This window comes from Modestobacter caceresii (genome assembly GCF_000761485.1).
GTDB lineage: Bacteria > Actinomycetota > Actinomycetes > Mycobacteriales > Geodermatophilaceae > Modestobacter > Modestobacter caceresii.
The window spans coordinates 1-17,293 of sequence record NZ_JPMX01000029.1 but is presented as its reverse complement, the minus strand read 5'-3'; the positions used below and the strand labels follow the sequence as shown (position 1 = coordinate 17,293).

At 75.2% G+C, this 17,293-nt stretch carries 22 protein-coding genes, 1 pseudogene and 1 riboswitch; of the genes and pseudogenes, 10 read left to right on the top strand and 13 right to left on the bottom strand.

What is annotated here, in order from left to right; translation table 11 throughout:
- Positions 1-53 precede the first annotated feature (53 nt).
- A complete protein-coding gene (locus IN07_RS08780) occupies positions 54-1,421 on the top strand; it encodes an MFS transporter (protein ID WP_052091049.1) in 1,368 nt (455 codons plus the stop codon).
- Here IN07_RS08780 and IN07_RS08775 read toward each other — a convergent pair.
- From IN07_RS08775 to IN07_RS08755, 5 genes are read right to left on the bottom strand one after another with little or no spacing between them, the layout of a single operon-like run.
- The gene (locus tag IN07_RS08775) at positions 1,373-2,092 is read right to left on the bottom strand and encodes a spermidine synthase family protein (protein ID WP_052091048.1); all 720 of its coding nucleotides are present in this window, start codon (positions 2,090-2,092) and stop codon (positions 1,373-1,375) included. The genes IN07_RS08780 and IN07_RS08775 overlap by 49 nt on opposite strands.
- Positions 2,089-2,931: a 5-oxoprolinase subunit C family protein gene (locus IN07_RS08770; protein ID WP_036335242.1), complete on the bottom strand. Its 843-nt coding sequence runs from the start codon at positions 2,929-2,931 to the stop codon at positions 2,089-2,091. Before IN07_RS08770 ends, IN07_RS08775 begins: the two co-directional genes overlap by 4 nt.
- The gene (locus IN07_RS08765) at positions 2,928-3,542 is read right to left on the bottom strand and encodes a 5-oxoprolinase subunit B family protein (RefSeq protein ID WP_036335240.1); all 615 of its coding nucleotides are present in this window, start codon (positions 3,540-3,542) and stop codon (positions 2,928-2,930) included. Before IN07_RS08765 ends, IN07_RS08770 begins: the two co-directional genes overlap by 4 nt.
- Entirely contained in the window at positions 3,542-4,303 is a 762-nt protein-coding gene (locus IN07_RS08760; RefSeq protein WP_036335239.1) for a LamB/YcsF family protein, read from the bottom strand. The genes IN07_RS08765 and IN07_RS08760 overlap by 1 nt, the downstream gene beginning before the upstream one ends.
- A gap of 14 nt (positions 4,304-4,317) precedes the next feature.
- Complete coding sequence (locus IN07_RS08755) at positions 4,318-5,565, bottom strand: NRAMP family divalent metal transporter (protein ID WP_036335237.1); 1,248 nt, start codon at positions 5,563-5,565, stop codon at positions 4,318-4,320.
- Positions 5,566-5,708: 143 nt separating this feature from the next.
- On the opposite strand from IN07_RS08755, the gene IN07_RS08750 reads away from it, so the two are divergent.
- Together IN07_RS08750 and IN07_RS08745 are read left to right on the top strand one after the other, a co-directional pair.
- The gene (locus IN07_RS08750) at positions 5,709-6,422 is read left to right on the top strand and encodes a GntR family transcriptional regulator (RefSeq protein WP_036335235.1); all 714 of its coding nucleotides are present in this window, start codon (positions 5,709-5,711) and stop codon (positions 6,420-6,422) included.
- Positions 6,419-7,204: a putative hydro-lyase gene (locus IN07_RS08745; RefSeq protein WP_036335233.1), complete on the top strand. Its 786-nt coding sequence runs from the start codon at positions 6,419-6,421 to the stop codon at positions 7,202-7,204. Before IN07_RS08750 ends, IN07_RS08745 begins: the two co-directional genes overlap by 4 nt.
- A gap of 6 nt (positions 7,205-7,210) precedes the next feature.
- On the opposite strand, the gene IN07_RS08740 is transcribed toward IN07_RS08745, so the two are convergent.
- Together IN07_RS08740 and IN07_RS23890 are read right to left on the bottom strand one after the other, a co-directional pair.
- Positions 7,211-8,233 carry a hypothetical protein gene (locus tag IN07_RS08740; RefSeq protein WP_036335231.1) on the bottom strand — a complete coding sequence of 341 codons (1,023 nt, stop codon included), beginning with the start codon at positions 8,231-8,233 and terminating at the stop codon, positions 7,211-7,213.
- Entirely contained in the window at positions 8,230-8,958 is a 729-nt protein-coding gene (locus IN07_RS23890; RefSeq protein WP_156119095.1) for a sigma factor-like helix-turn-helix DNA-binding protein, read from the bottom strand. The genes IN07_RS08740 and IN07_RS23890 overlap by 4 nt, the downstream gene beginning before the upstream one ends.
- An 84-nt stretch (positions 8,959-9,042) precedes the next feature.
- On the opposite strand from IN07_RS23890, the gene IN07_RS08730 reads away from it, so the two are divergent.
- A complete protein-coding gene (locus IN07_RS08730) occupies positions 9,043-9,813 on the top strand; it encodes a putative protein N(5)-glutamine methyltransferase (protein WP_036335265.1) in 771 nt (256 codons plus the stop codon).
- A gap of 52 nt (positions 9,814-9,865) precedes the next feature.
- Here the strand turns inward: IN07_RS08730 and IN07_RS08725 are convergent, their stop codons facing one another.
- Both IN07_RS08725 and IN07_RS08720 read right to left on the bottom strand, forming a co-directional pair.
- Positions 9,866-10,702, bottom strand: coding sequence for an HpcH/HpaI aldolase/citrate lyase family protein (locus IN07_RS08725; RefSeq protein WP_036335229.1), 837 nt, complete (start codon positions 10,700-10,702; stop codon positions 9,866-9,868).
- Positions 10,703-10,786: 84 nt separating this feature from the next.
- Positions 10,787-11,383 carry a hypothetical protein gene (locus IN07_RS08720; RefSeq protein ID WP_036335227.1) on the bottom strand — a complete coding sequence of 199 codons (597 nt, stop codon included), beginning with the start codon at positions 11,381-11,383 and terminating at the stop codon, positions 10,787-10,789.
- A 61-nt stretch (positions 11,384-11,444) separates the two neighbouring features.
- Here IN07_RS08720 and IN07_RS08715 point away from each other — a divergent pair, with 61 nt between their 5' ends.
- Positions 11,445-12,215 carry an SDR family NAD(P)-dependent oxidoreductase gene (locus tag IN07_RS08715; protein WP_036335225.1) on the top strand — a complete coding sequence of 257 codons (771 nt, stop codon included), beginning with the start codon at positions 11,445-11,447 and terminating at the stop codon, positions 12,213-12,215.
- Here the strand turns inward: IN07_RS08715 and IN07_RS08710 are convergent.
- The gene (locus IN07_RS08710; protein ID WP_052091046.1) at positions 12,173-12,514 is read right to left on the bottom strand and encodes an arginase family protein; all 342 of its coding nucleotides are present in this window, start codon (positions 12,512-12,514) and stop codon (positions 12,173-12,175) included. The genes IN07_RS08715 and IN07_RS08710 overlap by 43 nt on opposite strands.
- Before the next feature lie 27 nt (positions 12,515-12,541).
- On the opposite strand from IN07_RS08710, the gene IN07_RS25695 reads away from it, so the two are divergent.
- Positions 12,542-12,922, top strand: a complete 381-nt coding sequence (locus IN07_RS25695) for an HNH endonuclease signature motif containing protein (RefSeq protein WP_052091045.1) — start codon at positions 12,542-12,544, stop codon at positions 12,920-12,922.
- A 366-nt stretch (positions 12,923-13,288) separates the two neighbouring features.
- Positions 13,289-13,582 carry a hypothetical protein gene (locus tag IN07_RS08700; protein ID WP_036335222.1) on the top strand — a complete coding sequence of 98 codons (294 nt, stop codon included), beginning with the start codon at positions 13,289-13,291 and terminating at the stop codon, positions 13,580-13,582.
- 37 nt (positions 13,583-13,619) lie between these two features.
- Here the strand turns inward: IN07_RS08700 and IN07_RS25125 are convergent, their stop codons facing one another.
- The 3 genes from IN07_RS25125 to IN07_RS08690 are packed head-to-tail and all read right to left on the bottom strand — an operon-like array spanning position 13,620 to position 15,107.
- Positions 13,620-13,760 carry a hypothetical protein gene (locus IN07_RS25125; RefSeq protein ID WP_156119092.1) on the bottom strand — a complete coding sequence of 47 codons (141 nt, stop codon included), beginning with the start codon at positions 13,758-13,760 and terminating at the stop codon, positions 13,620-13,622.
- Positions 13,761-13,768: 8 nt separating this feature from the next.
- On the bottom strand, positions 13,769-14,680 hold the full coding sequence (locus IN07_RS08695; RefSeq protein WP_036335262.1) for a Dyp-type peroxidase: 912 nt from the start codon (positions 14,678-14,680) through the stop codon (positions 13,769-13,771).
- Between the two features lie 34 nt (positions 14,681-14,714).
- The gene (locus tag IN07_RS08690; protein ID WP_036335220.1) at positions 14,715-15,107 is read right to left on the bottom strand and encodes a cupin domain-containing protein; all 393 of its coding nucleotides are present in this window, start codon (positions 15,105-15,107) and stop codon (positions 14,715-14,717) included.
- Between the two features lie 216 nt (positions 15,108-15,323).
- Between IN07_RS08690 and IN07_RS24595 the strand changes: the two genes are divergently transcribed.
- The 3 genes and pseudogenes from IN07_RS24595 to IN07_RS08675 all read left to right on the top strand — a co-directional run.
- The gene (locus tag IN07_RS24595) at positions 15,324-15,878 is read left to right on the top strand and encodes a universal stress protein (protein WP_231558067.1); all 555 of its coding nucleotides are present in this window, start codon (positions 15,324-15,326) and stop codon (positions 15,876-15,878) included.
- A gap of 5 nt (positions 15,879-15,883) precedes the next feature.
- Positions 15,884-16,531, top strand: a complete 648-nt coding sequence (locus tag IN07_RS08680; protein ID WP_036335219.1) for a class I SAM-dependent methyltransferase — start codon at positions 15,884-15,886, stop codon at positions 16,529-16,531.
- A gap of 174 nt (positions 16,532-16,705) precedes the next feature.
- A riboswitch (cyclic di-AMP (ydaO/yuaA leader) is annotated at positions 16,706-16,854 on the top strand.
- Positions 16,855-16,870: 16 nt separating this feature from the next.
- Positions 16,871-17,293 (top strand): annotated as a pseudogene (locus tag IN07_RS08675) (hypothetical protein); the annotation flags it as partial.

The following is a 17,293-nucleotide window of genomic DNA, read 5'->3' as shown; positions in this document are numbered from 1 at the left end:
GTGCACAGCCCGATCCGGGAAGGACGGGCGGCGGGACGGCGTCGTCCCTGTACGTGACTGAGCCAGCTGTCCGGACGCCGTCCCGCGCCTACGTGATCTGGCTGATCGGCCTGGTGGCGTACGCGGTCGCGATCTTCCACCGGGCGTCCCTCGGCGTCGCCGGGATCGAGGCGCAGGAGCGGTTCTCCGCCGGGGCGTCGGCGATCTCGCTGTTCCTGGTGCTGCAGCTGGCCGTCTACGCGGGCCTGCAGGTGCCGGTCGGCGTGCTGCTGGACCGGTTCGGCTCGCGGAAGATGATCGTCGCCGGCGCGGTCACCATGGCCGTGGGGCAGCTGGTGCTCGCCCTGGCCGACAGCGTCCCCACCGCGGTCGTGGCCCGGGTGCTGGTGGGTGCCGGTGACGCGATGACCTTCATCAGCGTGCTCCGGCTGGTGCCGCTGTGGTTCCCCGGGCGCACCGTCCCCGTGGTCACCCAGCTGACCGGGATCCTCGGTCAGGTCGGCCAGATCGTCGCCGCCTACCCGCTGGTCGCGCTGCTGCACACCGCCGGCTGGACGCCGACCTTCCTGGGCGCCGCCGCGGTCAGCGTGTTGGTCGCCATCCTGGTGCTGGTCGCGCTGCGCGACGCCCCGCCCGGCACGCCGGCCCCGACCGTGGCCGGGATGGCCGCCGTCCGGGCCAACCTGGCGGCCGCCTGGCGCGAGCCGGGCACCCGGATCGGTCTCTACACGCACCTGGTCACCCAGTTCTCCGGCACCGTCTTCGCGCTGCTCTGGGGCTATCCGTTCCTGACCGTGGGCCAGGGGCTGGCGCCCGGGACGGCGGCCGGGCTGCTGACCCTGCTGGTGCTGGTCGGGATGGCGTTCGGGCCGGTGCTGGGCCGGCTGGTCGGGCAGTGGCCGCTGCGCCGCTCCAACCTGGTCTTCGGCATCCTCACCGTCACCGCGGTGGTCTGGACCGTCGTGCTGCTGTGGCCGGGCCGCGCGCCGCTGTGGCTGCTGGTCGTGCTGGTGGTCGTGCTGGGCACCAACGGCCCCGGGTCGATGATCGGCTTCGACTACGCCCGCACCGAGAACCCGGTCGAACGGTCGGGCAGCGCCACCGGGTTCGTCAACGTCGGCGGATTCTTCGCCTCGCTGTGCACCGTGTTGGCGATCGGCTTCGTGCTCGACGCGATGACCCCGGGCAGCTCCACGGACTACTCGCTGGACGCGTTCCGGGCGGCCTTCGCCGTGCAGTACGTCTTCTGGGCCATCGGGCTGGTCGGGGTGTTGACCCACCGGCGGCAGCTGCGCGCGCGGATGGCCCGGGACGGCGTCGTCCTGGTGCCCCTGGTCACCGCGGTCAGCGCCCGGCTGCGCGGCACGTCGGCCTACTCCCGGCCGGACGAGCGGCCGGACGGGCCCTCGGCCGACCGCTGAGCGCCCCGGCGGGCGAGCACGATCGCGTAGTCGAACCGCCGGCCGTCGCGCTCGACCGGCAGCACCAGGTGCTCGACGTCGGCCGCCGCCGGCAGCGCGCCCAGCCGGTCGGCGAGCGCCGGCGCCGGGTCGCTGGACCAGATGGCCAGCACCCCACCCGGGCGCAACGCGGCCAGCGCGGTGCCCAGCCCGGCCTCCTCGTACAGCGGTGCGTTGGAGCCGTGCACCAGGAAGTCGGGGCCGTTGTCCACGTCGAGCAGGACGGCGTCGTACTGTCCTGGCCGTTCGGACAGGAACGCCGCGACGTCGGCGGTGTGCAGCTCCAGCCGGTCGCGGGGGAGCTCCGGCAGGCCGGGCAGCAGCCCGTCGCCGGCCCAGCCGACCAGCGCGGGCTGGAGCTCGGCGACCTCCACGGTGGCGACCCGGGGCTCGGCGAGCACGGTGGCCGCAGTCCAGCCCAGGCCGAGCCCGCCGACCAGCACCCGCAGCCGGACACCTCTGCAGCGGCGCAGCGCCTCGACCGCCAGCGCCCGCTCGGTGCTGGTGTCCACGTCGTCCATCGCGAAGACGCCGTCGACGACCAGCTCCGCCACCGGCCCCCGCCGGCGCAGCACCACCTCGCCGTGCGGCCCGGCTGCGCGCCTCAGCTCGACGGGCTCGTCGGGGGTCACGGTCGGCCCGGACGGAGCCGCAGCGCCTGGCCGGGGCGGAGCTGGGCGCACGCGTCGACGTCGGCGTCGGTCACGTACCCGATCACCGGGTAGCCGCCGGTCACCGGGTGGTCGGCGAGGAACAGCACCGGCAGCCCGGACGGCGGCACCTGCAGCGCCCCCCGGACCATCCCCTCGCTGGGCAGCTCCCCGGCGCGCAGCCGCTCCAGCGGCGCGCCGTCCAGCCGCAGGCCGACCCGGTTGCTCTCGCTGGTGACCGTCCAGGCCTGCCCGGTGAGGGCCGCCCAGCCGGCGTCGCCGAACCAGTCGGCGCGCGGTCCGGGCAGCACGGTGGCGGTGAGCTCGCCGGCGGTGGGTTCGGGCACCGGCGCCAGGTCGACGCCGGGGGCCGGGTCGACCGGCTCGCCGATCGGGAGGACGTCACCGGTCGCGACCACCGCCGGCCCGAGCCCGGCCAGCAGGTCGGTGGCCCGGGAGCCCAGCACCGGCGGGACGGCGATGCCGCCGCGGACCGCGAGGTAGGTGCGCAGCCCGCTGACCGGCGGGCCGAGCCGCAGCTGCTGTCCACGGCGGAGCACCGTGGGCGCGGCGTGCGGGGCACCGGGACAACGCGCACCGGTGGTGACCACCAGCAGGTCGGCCCCGGCGCGGACGGTGAGCCCGCCGAAGGTCACCTCGAGCACCGCGTCGTCGGCGCGGTTGCCGACCAGCCGGTTGGCCAGCGCGGCCGAGGCCCGGTCGCACGCGCCCGAGCGGCCGATGCCCAGCGCTGCCTGCCCGGGCCGGCCGAGGTCCTGCACGGTGGTGAGCGGCCCGGTGGCCAGCACGGTGAGGCTCACCGGCCTACCGCCACGAACCGCACCGTGGTGCCCGGCCGGAGCAGCGCGGCCGGCTCGCGGGCCAGGTCGAACACAGCCACCTCGGTGCGCCCGATCAGCTGCCAGCCACCCGGTGACTCGCGCGGGTAGACGCCGCTGAACTCCCCGGCCAGCGCGACCGACCCGGGTGGCACCGCGGTGCGCGGGGTCGGCCGGCGGGGCACCTCCCACTGCCCGCCGGGCTGGGTGAGGTAGCCGAAGCCGGGGGCGAAGCCGCAGAAGGCCACCGTCCACTCGGCCCCGGTGTGCCGGGCGACCAGTTCGTCCGGCGTGAGGCCGAGCAGCTCGGCGGCGTCGGCGAGGTCGGCGCCGTCGTAGTGCACCGGCAGCTCGATGCTGTCGCCGACGGCCCGCGTGTCCGGCCGCGGGGTCGTCGTCCGGACCGCGTCGGCGACCGCGGCCAGGGTGGTGACCGCGGGGTCGGTCATCAGCAGCACGGTGCGGGCGGCCGGGACGACGTCCACCACGCCGTGCGGTGGGTCGGCGCTGAGCGCGGCGTACAGCGCCAGGACGTCGTCCAGCCCGTCCAGTTCGACCAGCAGGGCGGCGCTCCCGCTGGGGAGCAGGCGCATCAGCCGGCGAAGGGGGCCAGCTCGACCCCCGCCGTGTTCAGCGCCGTGCGCACCTGCCGGGCGATCTCCACCGCGCCCGGGGTGTCGCCGTGCACGCAGATCGAGCCGGGCTGCAGCGTCAGCTCGCCGCCCTCGACGTCGGTGATCGGTTCGCCGGCGGCCATCGCCACGCACCGGGCGGCGATCTCGGCCGGGTCGTGCAGCACCGCACCGGGCAGCCGGCGGGAGACCAGCGTCCCCTCGGGGGTGTAGGCCCGGTCGGCGAACGCCTCGTGCACCACGGTCAGGCCCGCCTCGGCGGCCAGCCGCAACCACGCGGAGCCCGGCAGGCCCAGCACCGGCAGCGTCCGGTCGTAGGCGACGACTGCGGCGACCACCGCGGCCGCCTGCTCCTCGTGGTGCACGATCGCGTTGTAGAGCGCGCCGTGCGGCTTGACGTAGCGCACCCGGTCGCCGGCGATCCGGGCGAAGCCCTCCAGCGCACCGATCTGGTAGACGACGTCGGCGGTCAGCGACTCGGGCTCCACGTCGATGAACCGGCGGCCGAAGCCGGGCAGGTCGCGGTAGCCGACCTGGGCGCCGATCGCGACGCCGGACTCGACCGCCTTGGCGCAGACCCGTCGCATGATCGTGGCGTCACTGGCGTGGAAGCCGCAGGCGACGTTGGCGCTGGTCACCACGCCCAGCAGGGCGTCGTCGTCGCCGAGCGTCCACTGGCCGAAGCCCTCGCCGAGGTCGGAGTTCAGGTCCACACGCGTCATGTCGACAGCCTCCCTCACGCGAACAGGTCGATGACCGGGCGGACCGAGTTGATCGCCAGGTACAGGGTCAGCAGCCAGGCGACCCAGCCGATCACCAGCAGCCAGCGCGGGTAGCGGTAGCCGTTGAGCAGGTCGGTGCGGCGGGTGGCCACCCAGAGCAGGACGGCGATCCCGATCGGCAGCAGCAGCCCGTTGAACGCCCCGGCGAACACCAGCAACGTCGTGGGTGCGGTGCCGATCAGCACGTAGACCAGCGAGGTGAACGCGATGAACCCGACGACCAGGAGCGAGCGGGTGCGGTCCGACGTCCTCGTCCGGGAGGTCACGAACGACACCGAGGTGTAGGAGGCGCCGATGACGCTGGTGATCGCCGCGGCCCACAGCACGATGCCGAACACCCGCAGGCCCACCTCGCCGGCGGCCTGCTCGAACGCCGACGCCGCCTGGTTGGTCGGGTCGAGCGCCGCGCCGCCGGTGACCACGCCGAGGATCGCCAGGAAGAGCACGACCCGCATGACCGCGGTGATCAGGATGCCGGTGACCGAGCCGCGGGTGATGTCCCGGACCCGGCCGGGGCCGGAGATGCCCGAGTCGAGCAGCCGGTGCGCGCCGGCGTAGACGATGTAGCCGCCGATCGTGCCGCCGACCAGCGTGGTGATCGCCAGGATGTCGATGTCCTCGGGCAGGACCACGTTGCGCAGCGCATCGCCCACCGGCGGGCCGGACGTGATCGCGACGTAGGTGGTCAGCACGATCATCACCAGCCCGAGGACGACGACGATCCGGTCGACCGCCACCCCGGCCCGCTTGCTCAGGAAGATGCCGATGGCGATCAGCGCCGACAGCGCCCCGCCGAGCTTGGGGTCGAGCCCGAGCATGGCGTTGGTGCCCAGGCCCGCGCCGCTGACGTTGCCGATGTTGAACACCAGCCCACCGATCAGCAGGAAGGCGGCCATCACCCAGCCGAGGCCCGGGGCGACCAGGTCGCCCAGCTCCTGGGCCCGGCGGCCGCTGACGCCGATGACCCGCCAGACGTTCAGCTGCAGGGCGATGTCGATCAGGATCGAGATGACGATCGCGAAGGCGAACGCGGCGCCCAGCTGCACGGTGAAGGTGGTCGTCTGGGTGATGAAGCCGGGGCCGATGGCCGAGGTGGCCATCAGGAACATCGCGCCGAGCAGGGTGGAGCGGGTGCTGGAGGCGAGCCGCCCGTTGGGCGCGGTGGACGGCTCGGCGGGGGTGCGTTGCGGTTCGGCGGCCATGGCTGCTCCCGGGTCGGGTGGGGAGGGGCACCAGCGGGTGTGCGCCCTTGGCGGACGAACCTAGGGAGTTGTAGAACAATCCTTCAAGAGGATGGCGCGACAATTTACTGCGCGGACACATCAGGAGACGGCAGGATGTCGGCATGCCCGAGCCCACCGACGCCGCCTGGCTGCGCAGCGTGGCGCACGAGGTGCGCAGCTTCGACCGCTCCAGCACCGCCGAGCGGGTCGCCGAGCTGCTGCGCTCCCGGGTGATCGAGGGCGACCTGCCGCCGGGCACCCGGTTGTCGGAGGAGCAGTTGGTCGAGGTGCTGCACGTCAGCCGGAACACGCTGCGCGAGGCGTTCCGGCTGCTCACCCACGAGGGCCTGCTCGTGCACCGGCTGCACCGCGGGGTCTTCGTGCCCGAGCTGGACGAGGACGACCTGGTCGACCTGTACCTGCTGCGGCGGACGATCGAGTGCGACGTCGTCCGCCGGTTGGAGGGGCTGGACGCCGTCCGGCTGCGGCCGTTGCACGACGCCGTCGCCGCCGGTGAGGACGCCGCCCGGCGCGGCGACTGGGGTGCCGCCGGCACCGCCAACATGCGCTTCCACCAGCAGCTGGTGGCGCTGGCCGGCAGCCGGCGGATCGACCAGACGACGGCTCGGCTGCTCGCCGAGCTCCGGCTCGCCTTCCACGCCATCGCGGTGCCGCAGAGGCTGCACGAGCCGTACGTCAGCCGCAACCGGGCGCTGCTGGACCTGCTGACCGCCGGGGAGGTGGAGCAGGCGGCCAAGGAGCTCGAGGTCTACCTGCACGACTCGGAGGCCGAGCTGCGCTCGGCCCACCGCGACCGACTCCGGAGGAACCCGTGACCCTCGTCCCCGCCGCGGACCCCGCTGCCGCCCGGGCCTCGTTCCGCGCCGGCCTCGCCGTCCCCTCCTCGGGCTGGGCGCCCGGGCACACCCAGGCGAACCTGGTCGTGCTGCCCCGGGACTGGGCCTGGGACATGCTGCTGTTCGGCCAGCGCAACCCGCAGCCGGTGCCGCTGCTGGACGTCACCGACGCCGGGTCGTACCGCACCGTGCTGGCACCGGACGCCGACCTGCGCACCGACCTGCCGCGCTACCGGGTCTGGCGGGACGGCGAGCTGGTCGACGAGCCCACCGACGTGGCCGACCTGTGGACCGACGACCTGGTCGCCTTCCTGATCGGCTGCAGCTTCAGCTTCGAGACCGCCCTGCTGGACGCCGGGGTGCCGGTGCGCAACATCGAGCAGGGCCGCAACGTGTCGATGTACCGGACGAACCGGGAGTGCCGGCCGGCCGGGCGGCTGTCCGGGCCGCTGGTGGTCTCGATGCGCCCGGTGCCCGGGCACCTGGTGGCCACCGCGGTGCAGGTCACCGCGCGGATGCCCGCGGTGCACGGGGCGCCGGTGCACGTCGGGTCACCGGCCGCCCTCGGCATCGCCGACCTGGCCCGCCCCGACTTCGGTGACCCGGTCGAGTCCGCCGCCGGCGACGTCCCGGTGTTCTGGGCGTGCGGGGTGACGCCGCAGGCCGCACTGATGGCCTCCCGGCCGCCGTTCGCGATCACCCACGCCCCGGGCCACATGTTCGTCACCGACGTCCCGGACGCGGTGTACCGGCAGCCCTGAGCCGACTCAGGGCTCTGCCGCGCGGAAGCAGGCGGCGATCTCGTGCTCCCGGGCGGCCTCCTCGGCGCTGCTCAACTGCTCGGGCTCTTCCCAGCTCAAACCGGACCCGGTCTGGACGTCGAGCCCGAGCTGCTCCAGGCACGGGGCGACGAGGGCCTCGTCGACCGGGCCGGTCGGGAACGCCGGCCAGGACGGCGGCCGGCCCCCGAAGACCGGGTAGACGGGCTGCTGCCCCACGCCGCTGGTGACCCGCACCTCGCCGGCGTTCCAGGTGACGGGGATGTCCACCACACCCAGCGGCACACCGTCGACCACCGGCAGGGGGGTGAAGTCACGCACCAGCTCACCGTTGGGCGCCCGGTCCAGGCTGGGGGAGTACTCGACCTCCAGTCCCGGCTCGCCGAGCACGACCAGCGGGCCGGTCTCCGCCGAGGCGCCCACCAACGCCAGCCGTTCCCGGACGCCGAGCGGCATGTAGCCGTTGGTGAACGTCATCTCCGCGGGCTCGGCGCCGCGCGGGCCGATGAACCACGCCCAGATCCACTCCTTCCCCGAACGGGCGGTCACCACGGCCCAGCGGTCACCGCCGGGGACGTCGGCGGCGTAGAGCACCCGCTGGGTGCCGGGCTCCGGCGCGGGGAGGCCCCAGTCGACGACCTCGCCGTCCGGTCCGACCGGGCCGGTCCAGGGGGCGGCCGCCATCGCGGCCAGGAACTCCTCGTCGTCGGCGAGCGAGCCGCGGGTCGGTGCCTCGACCAGCTCCGGTGGTCTGGGTGCGACGTAGGTGCTGGTGACCGGCGCCGGTGTCGGGGCCGCTGCCGGCTCCGTCACCGCCGAGCGGGCGAGCGAGGCACCCGTGCCCAGGAGCACGACGGCGAGCGCACCCGCGGTCCAGCTCCCGGCCCGTCGGCGACGGTGCCGGTCCAGTGCGACGGCGCGGGCCGCGGTGCGGTCGTCGTCGGCGGGCCGGGCGCGCTCGGCGATCCGGTGCAGCCGGTCGGCGACGGCCTGGCCGACGTCCGCGGTCACGTCGGCCTCCGGTAGATGGCGTTCGGGTCGTCGCCCGGCTGCGGCCGCACGGCGAGGGGACCAGGTGTCGGCGCGGGCGCCGCCGCAGGAGCCGGCCGCTGGACCGGGAGCGGAGCCGGGGTCCCCGGTCGGCGGTAGATCGCGTACGGGTCGGCTGGGTCGGTCGTGGGGCCAGGCGTCGCCGGCGGGTCCGGGGCCGCCACCGGCGGGGGCTGGGGAACGGCGACCGGTTCGATCGGCTGGGCCGGCTCACCCGGCTCGACCGGGTCGCCGGCCAGCAACGGGGCCAGGGCGGCCAGGGCATCGGCGAGGGCGGCCCCGACCTCGGCGGGGGAGCAGCCGAGCAGTGTCGCGACGTCGTCCTCGTCCCGTCCCTCGTACAGCCGGAGCACCGCCACAGCACGGGGGCGCGGGTCCAGCCCGGCGAGCGCTGCGAGCCACCGGTGGTCCGGGTGGTCCTCCCGCTCCGCCGCGAGCACGCTGTCCCGGCCGGTCGCGGGGAGACGGGTCCGGCCCAGCGTGGCGGAGACGAGCGCGTCGTGGGTGTCGGCCAGGGCGGCCGCCGGTGCGCCGAGCCGCCGCCAGCGGCGATGGGTCCGGGCCAGGGCCGCCACCAGCAGGTCGTCGGCCGCGGCGGCGTCGCCGGTGAGGAGCAGGGCGGTTCCGCGCAGCTCATGCTCGTGCTCGGCCACGAAAGCGGCGAACCCGTCCTGCCGCTGGTCCACGCCCACCCCTTCCGGCCCGCCGTCGTTGGCGGCACCGTATCGGGGCGATCGTGTTCCGTCAGCGAGGCGGCACACTGGCCGCTGATGTCCCCCGACCCGGACCCTGCTGTCGTCGCGCGATTGCGCTCGGCGGGCTGCGTGTTCGCCGAGGACGAGGCGGTGTTGCTGTTGGCGGCGGCCGCGTCGGCTGCCCAGCTCGACGGCCTGGTCGCGCGGCGGGTGGCGGGCGAGCCGTTGGAACAGGTGCTGGGCTGGGCGGAGTTCTGCGGGCTGCGGTTGGCCGTCGAGCCGGGCGTGTTCGTGCCGCGGCAGCGGACCCGCCTGCTGGTGCGGGAGGCGGTCGCGCTCGCTTCCTCGGGTTCGGTCGTCCTGGACCTGTGCTGCGGGGTCGGCGCGGTGGGTGCGGCAGTGGCGGCCGTCGTCCCGTCGGTCGAGCTGCACGCGGCCGACCTGGACCCGGTCGCCGTCCGCTGCGCGCGGCGCAACGTGTCCGGGGCGGTGTACGCGGGCGACCTGTACGACCCGCTCCCGGAGTCGCTCCGCGGGCGGGTCGACGTCCTGGTGGCGAACGCGCCCTACGTGCCCACCGAGGCGATCGCGCTGATGCCGCCGGAGGCGCGCGACCACGAGGCACGGGCCGCGCTGGACGGCGGGGTCGATGGGCTGGACGTGCAGCGCCGGGTGGCGGCGGGGGCGCCGGACTGGCTGGCGCCCGGCGGTGCACTGCTCATCGAGACGGGCCGGGAGCAGGCGCCGGCGACGCAGGCCGCGTGCACCGCCGCCGGGCTGACGACCCGGGTGGTGGAGGACGACGACCTGGCGGCCACCGTGGTCGTCGCCGTTCGCGAGCCCTGAGACACGAACGGCCCCCTCCCTGGTGGGGGAGGGGGCCGCTGGCGTGGTGGGTTCAGGAGGGCTCGACGCCGAACGCGGTGGCGAGCTTCTCGATCTTGCGGGCCCGGCCGAGCCGGGGCAGGTCGCTGCCGTCGCGGATGACCTGGCCGCGGGCGTCGAAGTCGGCCAGGAAGTCCCGCGCCCAGGCGACGTCCGACGGTGCCGGGCTGATGACCTCGTTGATCACCGGGAGCTGGTCCAGCTGCAGGCACAGCTTGCCGGTGAGACCCAGGGAGACCGTCAGCGCCGACTGCTCGCGCAGGATCGGGTGGCTGGTGCCCACCGTGGGCCCGTCGATCGGGCCGGGCAGGCCACCGACCCGGCTGGCGATGACCAGGCGGGAACGGGGGTAGGCCATCGCCAGGTCGTCGGCGCTGGTGCCGGTGTCGCGGCGGTAGTCACCGCTGCCGAAGGCGAGCCGGAAGGCGCCGCGGGCCGAGGCGATCCGCACGGCCTCCTCGATGCCCAGCGCCGACTCGACCAGCGCGAGCACCGGGGTGGAGCCGCCCAGCCGGTCGTAGGTCTCGGTGACGTGCTCCGCCGCCTCGGTCTTGGCGAGCATCACGCCGGCCAGGCCGGGCAGCCCGGCGAGCGCGGCGACGTCGTCGGCCCAGAACGGGGTCGCGTGGTCGTTGATCCGCACCCACGCCCGGTTGCCGGGGGCGGAGAGCCACTCGACGACGTCGGCCCGGGCATCGGGCTTGCGGGCCGGGTCGACCGCGTCCTCGATGTCCAGCACGATCTGGTCGGCGCGCGACTCGTGCGCCTCGTCGAACAGCTCCGTGCGGGCGCCGTTGACCAGCAGCCACGAGCGCGCGATTCCGGGGTCTACGTTCCTGCCTCTGTGCACCGGGCCATTGTGGTGTCCGGGCTCACGGGCGTGCCGCGCGGGGTGCGCGCCGGGGTGTCGCTCGCGGTGTCCGGCGCCGGCCGGTCAGGCTGCGCGCCGGCCGAGCAGGTCGAGCAGGCCCACCCGCCAGTCGACCTCGACCCGCCGCCCGGCCCAGTCGCGCGGACGGACGAGGTCGAACCGGACCAGTTCCGGCGCCCGGCCGGGCGTGCGCGCATCGGCCCACAGCAACGCCAGGTGGTCGCGCCGGCGCAGGTCGGGGGCGCCGTCGATCGCCAGCTGCAGGCGCTGCTGGGCGACCGGCGCCTGCCGGTAGAAGTCGCGCAGGCCCTGGGTGTCGGCGGCCGGCAGCTCACCGTCGTCGGAGTGCCACACCCGCAGCACCTCGGTGGGGGTGCGCAGGATCAACCCGCTCATCGGGAGCCCGAGGTTCTCGTTGCCGGGGCCGACCAGCTCCAGCTGCGTGCCGAACGGGTGGTCGTCGTGCTCGGCGTAGGGGCGCAGCCGCTCCATCGCCTCCCGGCGGACCAGCTGGTGGTCCAGGTGCCGGTCGGCGCCCGGCTGCCAGCCGTGTGCTGCGTGGATCTCGCGGCTGACGGTCAGGCCGCCGAGCAGTGCGTCGCGCACCTCGACCAGCAGCGGCTGCAGTCGCCGGAAGGCGGCCTCGGGGCTGTTGTCCACGTCGAGCAGTCTGCCGGGCGGGGGTGACAGTCTCCCGGCACCGGGCGGGGAGGATCAGCGGGTGTCCTCTCCGCAGTCGCCCGCTGGTCGTCCGGTCACCGTGGTCACCGGCGGGAGCCGGGGCATCGGCGCCGCCACGGTCGACCACCTCGCCCGGCAGGGCCACGACGTGGTCGTCGGCTACCGCTCGGGGCGGGAGGAGGCCGCCGCGGTGGTCAGCGGAGCACAGGCCCACGGGGGGCGGGCGGTCGCCGTCCGGGCCGACGTCTCCGACCCCGACGACGTGGACGCGCTCTTCGCCGCCGCCGCAGGACACCTGGGGCCGGTCACCGGGCTCGTCGCCAACGCCGGCCTGACCGCCCACCTTGGCGACCTGGCCGACACCCCGGTGGACGTCGTCCGCCAGGTGATCGACGTGAACCTGCTGGGCGTCGTCCTGTGCGTCCGCCGGGCGGCGCAGGTCATGTCCCGGCGGCGGGGCGGGCCGGGCGGCGCGATCGTCACCGTCTCCTCCAGCGCGGCGACGCTGGGCTCGGCGCACGAGTACGTGCACTACGCGGCGGCCAAGGCCGGGGTGGACGCGCTGACCATGGGCCTGGCGAAGGAGCTGGCGGACGACGGCGTCCGGGTCAACGCGGTGGCGCCGGGGCTGGTGCGCACCGACATCCACGCCGGCGCCGGCGACGCCGGTCGGCTGGAGCGGGTGACCGCCCGGGTGCCGATGGGCCGTCCGGGGGAGCCGGAGGAGATCGCACCGGCGATCGCCTGGCTGCTCGGCCCGGACGCCGGCTACGTCACCGGTGCGGTGCTGCGGGTGGCCGGCGGTCTCTGACCGCGGGGGGCCAACGCCGTTGCGACCACGTCGATCAGCTGGGGGAGCAGGGTGCCGTCCGGGTCGTGGTCGGGGTCGACCTCCGTGAGCACCAGCCCGGCGCAGGCGTCACTGCCGCAGAACACGTCGAGCGCGCCGGCGAGCTCGCCGAGGGAGAGGCCCGCCGAGTGCGGGAAGTTGGCCAGCGGGACGTCGTTGGTGTCGAGCACGTCGACGTCCAGGTGCACCAGGAAGCTGCCGCAGACGCCGCCGAGGCGCCGGACCGCCTCGGCGGCCTTCCCCACCGGGTCGGCGCGCACGACCGGCGCGGGGGTCGCCGACAGCCGGTGCTCGACCAGGCGGGTCCACTGGACCTCACCGACCCCGTCACCGGCGCGCTGCGGGCGACGGTGACCCGCCCGGAGCTGGAACGGCTGGCCCGCCGCGGCTGCCGCACCCATCCCGACCGGGACTGCGGATGCGCGGTGCTGGACCGGCCACCCGCAGTCGACCGCTACACGCCCACCCCCGCCCAGTACCGCTTCGTCCGGGCCCGGGACCGCACCTGCCGGCACCCCGGCTGCCGGCGCCCGGCCGCCCGCACCGACCTCGACCACGTGCGCGCCCACCGCGACGGCGGGGCCACCGACTGCACCAACCTGTGCTGTCTGTGCCGGCGACACCACCGGCTCAAGACCCACACGCACCCCGATGGCGCTTCACGATGACCGACGACGGCATCCTGACCGTCACCACACCCTCCGGCGTCACCCGCACCACCCGACCACCGAGCCTCCACACGCCAGCTGTCCGCCACCTGCTCGGCAGCGGCGGCCCGCCGCCGGACGACGACGACCCGCCACCCTTCTGAGACGCCTGGCCTCCGGTCGCTGCGATCGGTGGAGTCGCTGACTGCTCTCACCGCGCGGGAGGGACGGTCAACCGGGCGCTCCACCCGGTCCGTGATCGAGGGGCGGGCGTGACCTCTGGTGCGGCTGTGACACGTGTGCCCAGAGGGGCGGGGCTGGGGTTCCGGGGAGCCAGTGAGCCCTGTTCGAGTCACAGCGCGGGCACAACGGGCCGATAAGCACGTCGTGATCCGTCATCACCTCGCAGCGAGCTCGGCGCGGAGCCCTCAGTGGTTCGACCCGGAGCACCAGGCCGACATCCTCGCGGCCTTCGACAGTCAGCTCACCGCCGGGCTGCACGATCGCGGGCCCAACAGCCCGCGACCGGAGCGGGTCCGCGAACTGGGCCAGCTGGCCGCGGCCAGCGCACTGCCGGCCCGCGCAGCGCTGCTCCGCTGGGGCGCACTGCCCGGCTCGGTCCGCGCGCACCTGCTGACCAGCTGGTACGGCAGTCAGGTCGCCAGGAGCTCAGCCGCCTGACCTCCGCGGGTGGCCCACCGGGCCCTCGGCATGGCGCTCAGTCCCAGGGCTCCCCGCAGGCGGCGCAGCGACCTGCCGCCGTCCGCTCGGTCAGCCGGCCGCAGGCCGGGCACACCTGGTCCAGCCAGCACGCCGGGTCACCGCCCTCCGGCTCGGGCCGCTCCGGTTCCTCCGGCACGACGGTCCTCAGTCCTCGTCAGACGGGGCGAAGCGGGCGAGGGCCTCGATCGACGGGCAGGTGTAGTACGCGCCGGTCAGCGGGGTCAGGTAGCCGGTGAGCCCGTCGCGGACCCCGTCGGTCGCCCCGGCCATCCGGCGGAGCATCTCGGTCAGCCGCCACTGGTCGCGGGCGAAGCCGACGAACGCCGTCCCGTGGTCGGTGACCCCGCCGTAGGCGACGTTGCGCCGGAAGATCGGCTTCTCCTCGCCGTCCACCTCGACGGTGGTGCGGGCGACGTGCGCGCTGGGCAGCATCACGTCCTCGGGCAGCTCGACGCTGTCGGGCTTGGTGCGGCCCATCATCATCTCCTGGCCGTGCACGCCCAGGCTCTCCCAGGTGGCGCTGTCGTGCCGCCACACCTGGTAGAGCACGATGCTCGCCCCCGCGCCCGGCTGGCCCGCCGGCACCGCCGCGACCTCGGCGGCGGTCAGCAGCGACGGGTTCTCGGTGCCGTCGACGAAACCGGTCAGGTCCCGGTCGTGCCGGTACAGCCAGCCGGTGACCTCCGCGCCCACCCGGGCGACCCCGGCCAGGGCGGCGAGCACGGCGCGCGCGTTGTCGAACACCGCGGTGCGGTCGCCCTCGGCGACCCAGACCCAGGCGTCGTGCTGGGTCGCCGGCATCCGGTAGCGGCCGGCGCCGACGAGGTCCTCGGTCCAGCTCGCGGCGTCCGCCGGGGCGTCGTCCGGGGCGACCTCGGCCCACAGCTCCGGCCGGAGACCGACCACCACGTCGACCCCGCCGGTGGAGCAGAGCGGACCGATGAGCCCGGCCACCCCGCGGACCAGGTCCGCCGCGGAGCAGCCGGGCTCGAGGTCGAGCTCCAGGTAGCAGTGCTCGGGGGTGCCGAGGGCGAAGATGCCCGGCTGCGTCGTCACGCCGCCCACCCCGCCCGACCGGCACGACCCGGCATCAGCTGGTCGGCGGCTCGTCCTTGCCGGCCTCCTCGAGCGCGTCGGCCTCTTCCTTGGTCTTGTGCACGGCCTTGTCGGCGTGCTCCGGCGGGCCGTAGACCGTGTAGAGCACCAGCGGGTTCACGCCGGTGTTGAGGAAGTTGTGCTTCTTGCCGGCGGGGACGACGACAAGGTCGCCCTGGGCGACGTTCTTCTTCTGCCCGCCCACGACGGCCTGACCGGTGCCGCTGACGAAGGTGAGGATCTGGTCGATCTCCTCGTGCACCTCCTCGCCGATCTCCCCACCCGGCGGGATCGTCATGATCACCAGTTGGGTGTGCTCGCCGGTCCACAGCACCCGACGGAAGTCGGCGCTCTCCTCGGCGACGGTGGCGATGGTGAAGTGCTCCATGGCTGCCGTTCCTCCTCTGATCCAGTAGCTCCTGCCGACGTGCGCCGGCCCATGATCAGTCAAGAGCAGCGCGGCCTCCGGCGCGATCCGAGCCCGCGGGCCGGGCGACACGAGGCGGACGGGCCCTCCGACCCTGCCGTCCACCAGGCGGGTAGGAGAAGCTGTCCGGTGCCGGGTACCGGCAGAGCACACGCAGACGAGCACAGGAGGACGGCGTTGACGCAGCAGCCAGGAGCCCAGCCGGAGAACGCAGCCCTCGCGGCCGAGCGGGACGAGGCGGCCACCGAGCTCGCCGGGGTCGAGGGTGAGGTGTCGACCCGTGCCGTGGTCGCGGGTGGCGTCGTCGTCGGGCACGACGGCTCGGACTGCGCGCAGGAGGCGCTGCAGTGGGCGGCCGGGCTGGCCGAGCGCGCCTCCTGGCCGCTGCACGTCGTCCGCGGCTGGCGGATCGCCACCGCGCCGCAGCCGGCCAGCTGGGAGCCGGGCTACGTCCCGCCGATCGGCGAGTACGAGCAGGCGGTGCAGACCGACCTGGAGGCCGACGTCCGGGCCGTGCTGGGCGCCGAGCGGGCCGGCGGGGTCACCTGCCACGTGGTGCACGCCGCTCCGGTGCGCTCCCTGATCGAGGCCGCCCAGGACGCCGACCTCCTCGTGGTCGGTGCCCGCGGGCGGGGTGGCTTCGCCGGGCTGCTGCTCGGCTCGGTCAGCGACCAGGTCACCCGGCACGCCCCGTGCCCGGTCACCGTCGTGCGCAGCCAGCGCAAGGACTGACCCGCGTGGCGGTCCAGCACCCCGTCCCACCGGCCTTCCTCCGGGCGCACACCCGGCTGGACCGCCCCTCGCTCGTCCCCGAGGTGCAGCTGCACGTCGCCGACGACGTCGTCGCCCTCTGGGAGGCGATGGAGACCGAGGGCGGCGGCGCCGGCCAGGACCCGCCGTTCTGGGCCGCCGCCTGGCCCGGCGGGCAGGCGCTGGCCCGGCACGTGCTCGACCACCCCGAGCTCGTCGCCGGACGCCGGGTGCTGGACCTGGGGGCCGGCAGCGGCCTGGTCGCCGTCGCGGCCGTGCTGGCCGGGGCGAGCGGGGTGCTGGCCAGTGACGTCGACCCGTACTCGCACGCGGCGGTCGGGCTCAACGCCGAGGTGAACGGGGTCACCGGGATCGAGGTGGTCGGCGACGTGCTGGACGAGGAGCTGCCGGCGATCGACGTCGTCCTGGCCGGCGACGTCTGCTACGACCGCGAGATGACCGCCCGGGTGCTGCCCTTCCTCGGTGCGGCTTGGCTGGGCGGGGCCACCGTGCTGCTGGGCGACCCCGGGCGCGCGTACGTCCCGAAGGAGGGCCTGCTCGCGCAGGCGGAGTACGACGTGCCCGACGCCGCCGGAGGCGCAGTGCGCCGGACGACGGTGTGGCGGCTCCCCTGAACCTGCGCCGTCCCACCGGTCCCAGCCGTCACTCTGCTCCAAGCCCGCCCCATCGCCGAGTGCGAGTCGTGGCACATGGCGACGAAAGACGGCCTCGGGCATTGTCACGGCCGGGTCACGGCCTCTACCTTGGTCAGGTCCGGTCGGACGTCTCGTCCCCACCCGGGGAGCCCGCACCGGATGCCGCCGAGTCGCTGCACGCAGCGAACCGGGGACCCACCGCACCACTGGGGTGAATCCCGCCCGGGCAGCCGCCCGGCCGGGTAGGGCCGCTTCCCGCCCGAACCCGTCAGCTGACTCGGTAGGCGGCCACGGAAGACCCACGGAGCCCCTCTCTTCATGTCCCGTCGCGCCACCGCGTCCTCGTCGGACGAGCAGCTGCCCGCCACCGAGGTGCTGCCAACGCTCTCGACCGGTGTCGATGACGCCCCGACCGCCCGGCAGACCCGTCGTCGCCAGCCCCCTGGTGGGCTGCGCCGGCCGACGCTGTACCTGAGCGTCGCCGCCGCCGGCGCGATCCTGGTCAACGTGCTCGTCGGCGGCGAGCCGGACGCCCGGGCCGAGGCCAGCGCCGAGCCCGCCGGCGTCGCCGCCCAGCTCGACCTGAGCTCCCAGCAGACCGCGACCGCCCTCGTCGACGGGCGGCTGACCGACCGGCTCGGCCAGTTGGCCGCCAACCGCAGCCAGCGCGAGGCCGAGCAGGTCGCCGCCGCCCAGGCGCAGGCCGCCGCCGACCAGGCCGTGCTGGACGCCCAGGCCGCC

What these genes read in the sequence shown, in the direction of transcription:
- IN07_RS08765 (WP_036335240.1), bottom strand. Translation starts at nt 3,542, where the DNA reads ATGCGCCTGCTCCCCAGCGGGAGCGCCGCCCTGCTGGTCGAACTGGAC.
- IN07_RS08760 (WP_036335239.1), bottom strand. Translation starts at nt 4,303, where the DNA reads ATGACGCGTGTGGACCTGAACTCCGACCTCGGCGAGGGCTTCGGCCAG.
- IN07_RS08755 (WP_036335237.1), bottom strand. Translation starts at nt 5,565, where the DNA reads ATGGCCGCCGAACCGCAACGCACCCCCGCCGAGCCGTCCACCGCGCCC.
- IN07_RS08750 (WP_036335235.1), top strand. Translation starts at nt 5,709, where the DNA reads ATGCCCGAGCCCACCGACGCCGCCTGGCTGCGCAGCGTGGCGCACGAG.
- IN07_RS08730 (WP_036335265.1), top strand. Translation starts at nt 9,043, where the DNA reads ATGTCCCCCGACCCGGACCCTGCTGTCGTCGCGCGATTGCGCTCGGCG.
- IN07_RS08690 (WP_036335220.1), bottom strand. Translation starts at nt 15,107, where the DNA reads ATGGAGCACTTCACCATCGCCACCGTCGCCGAGGAGAGCGCCGACTTC.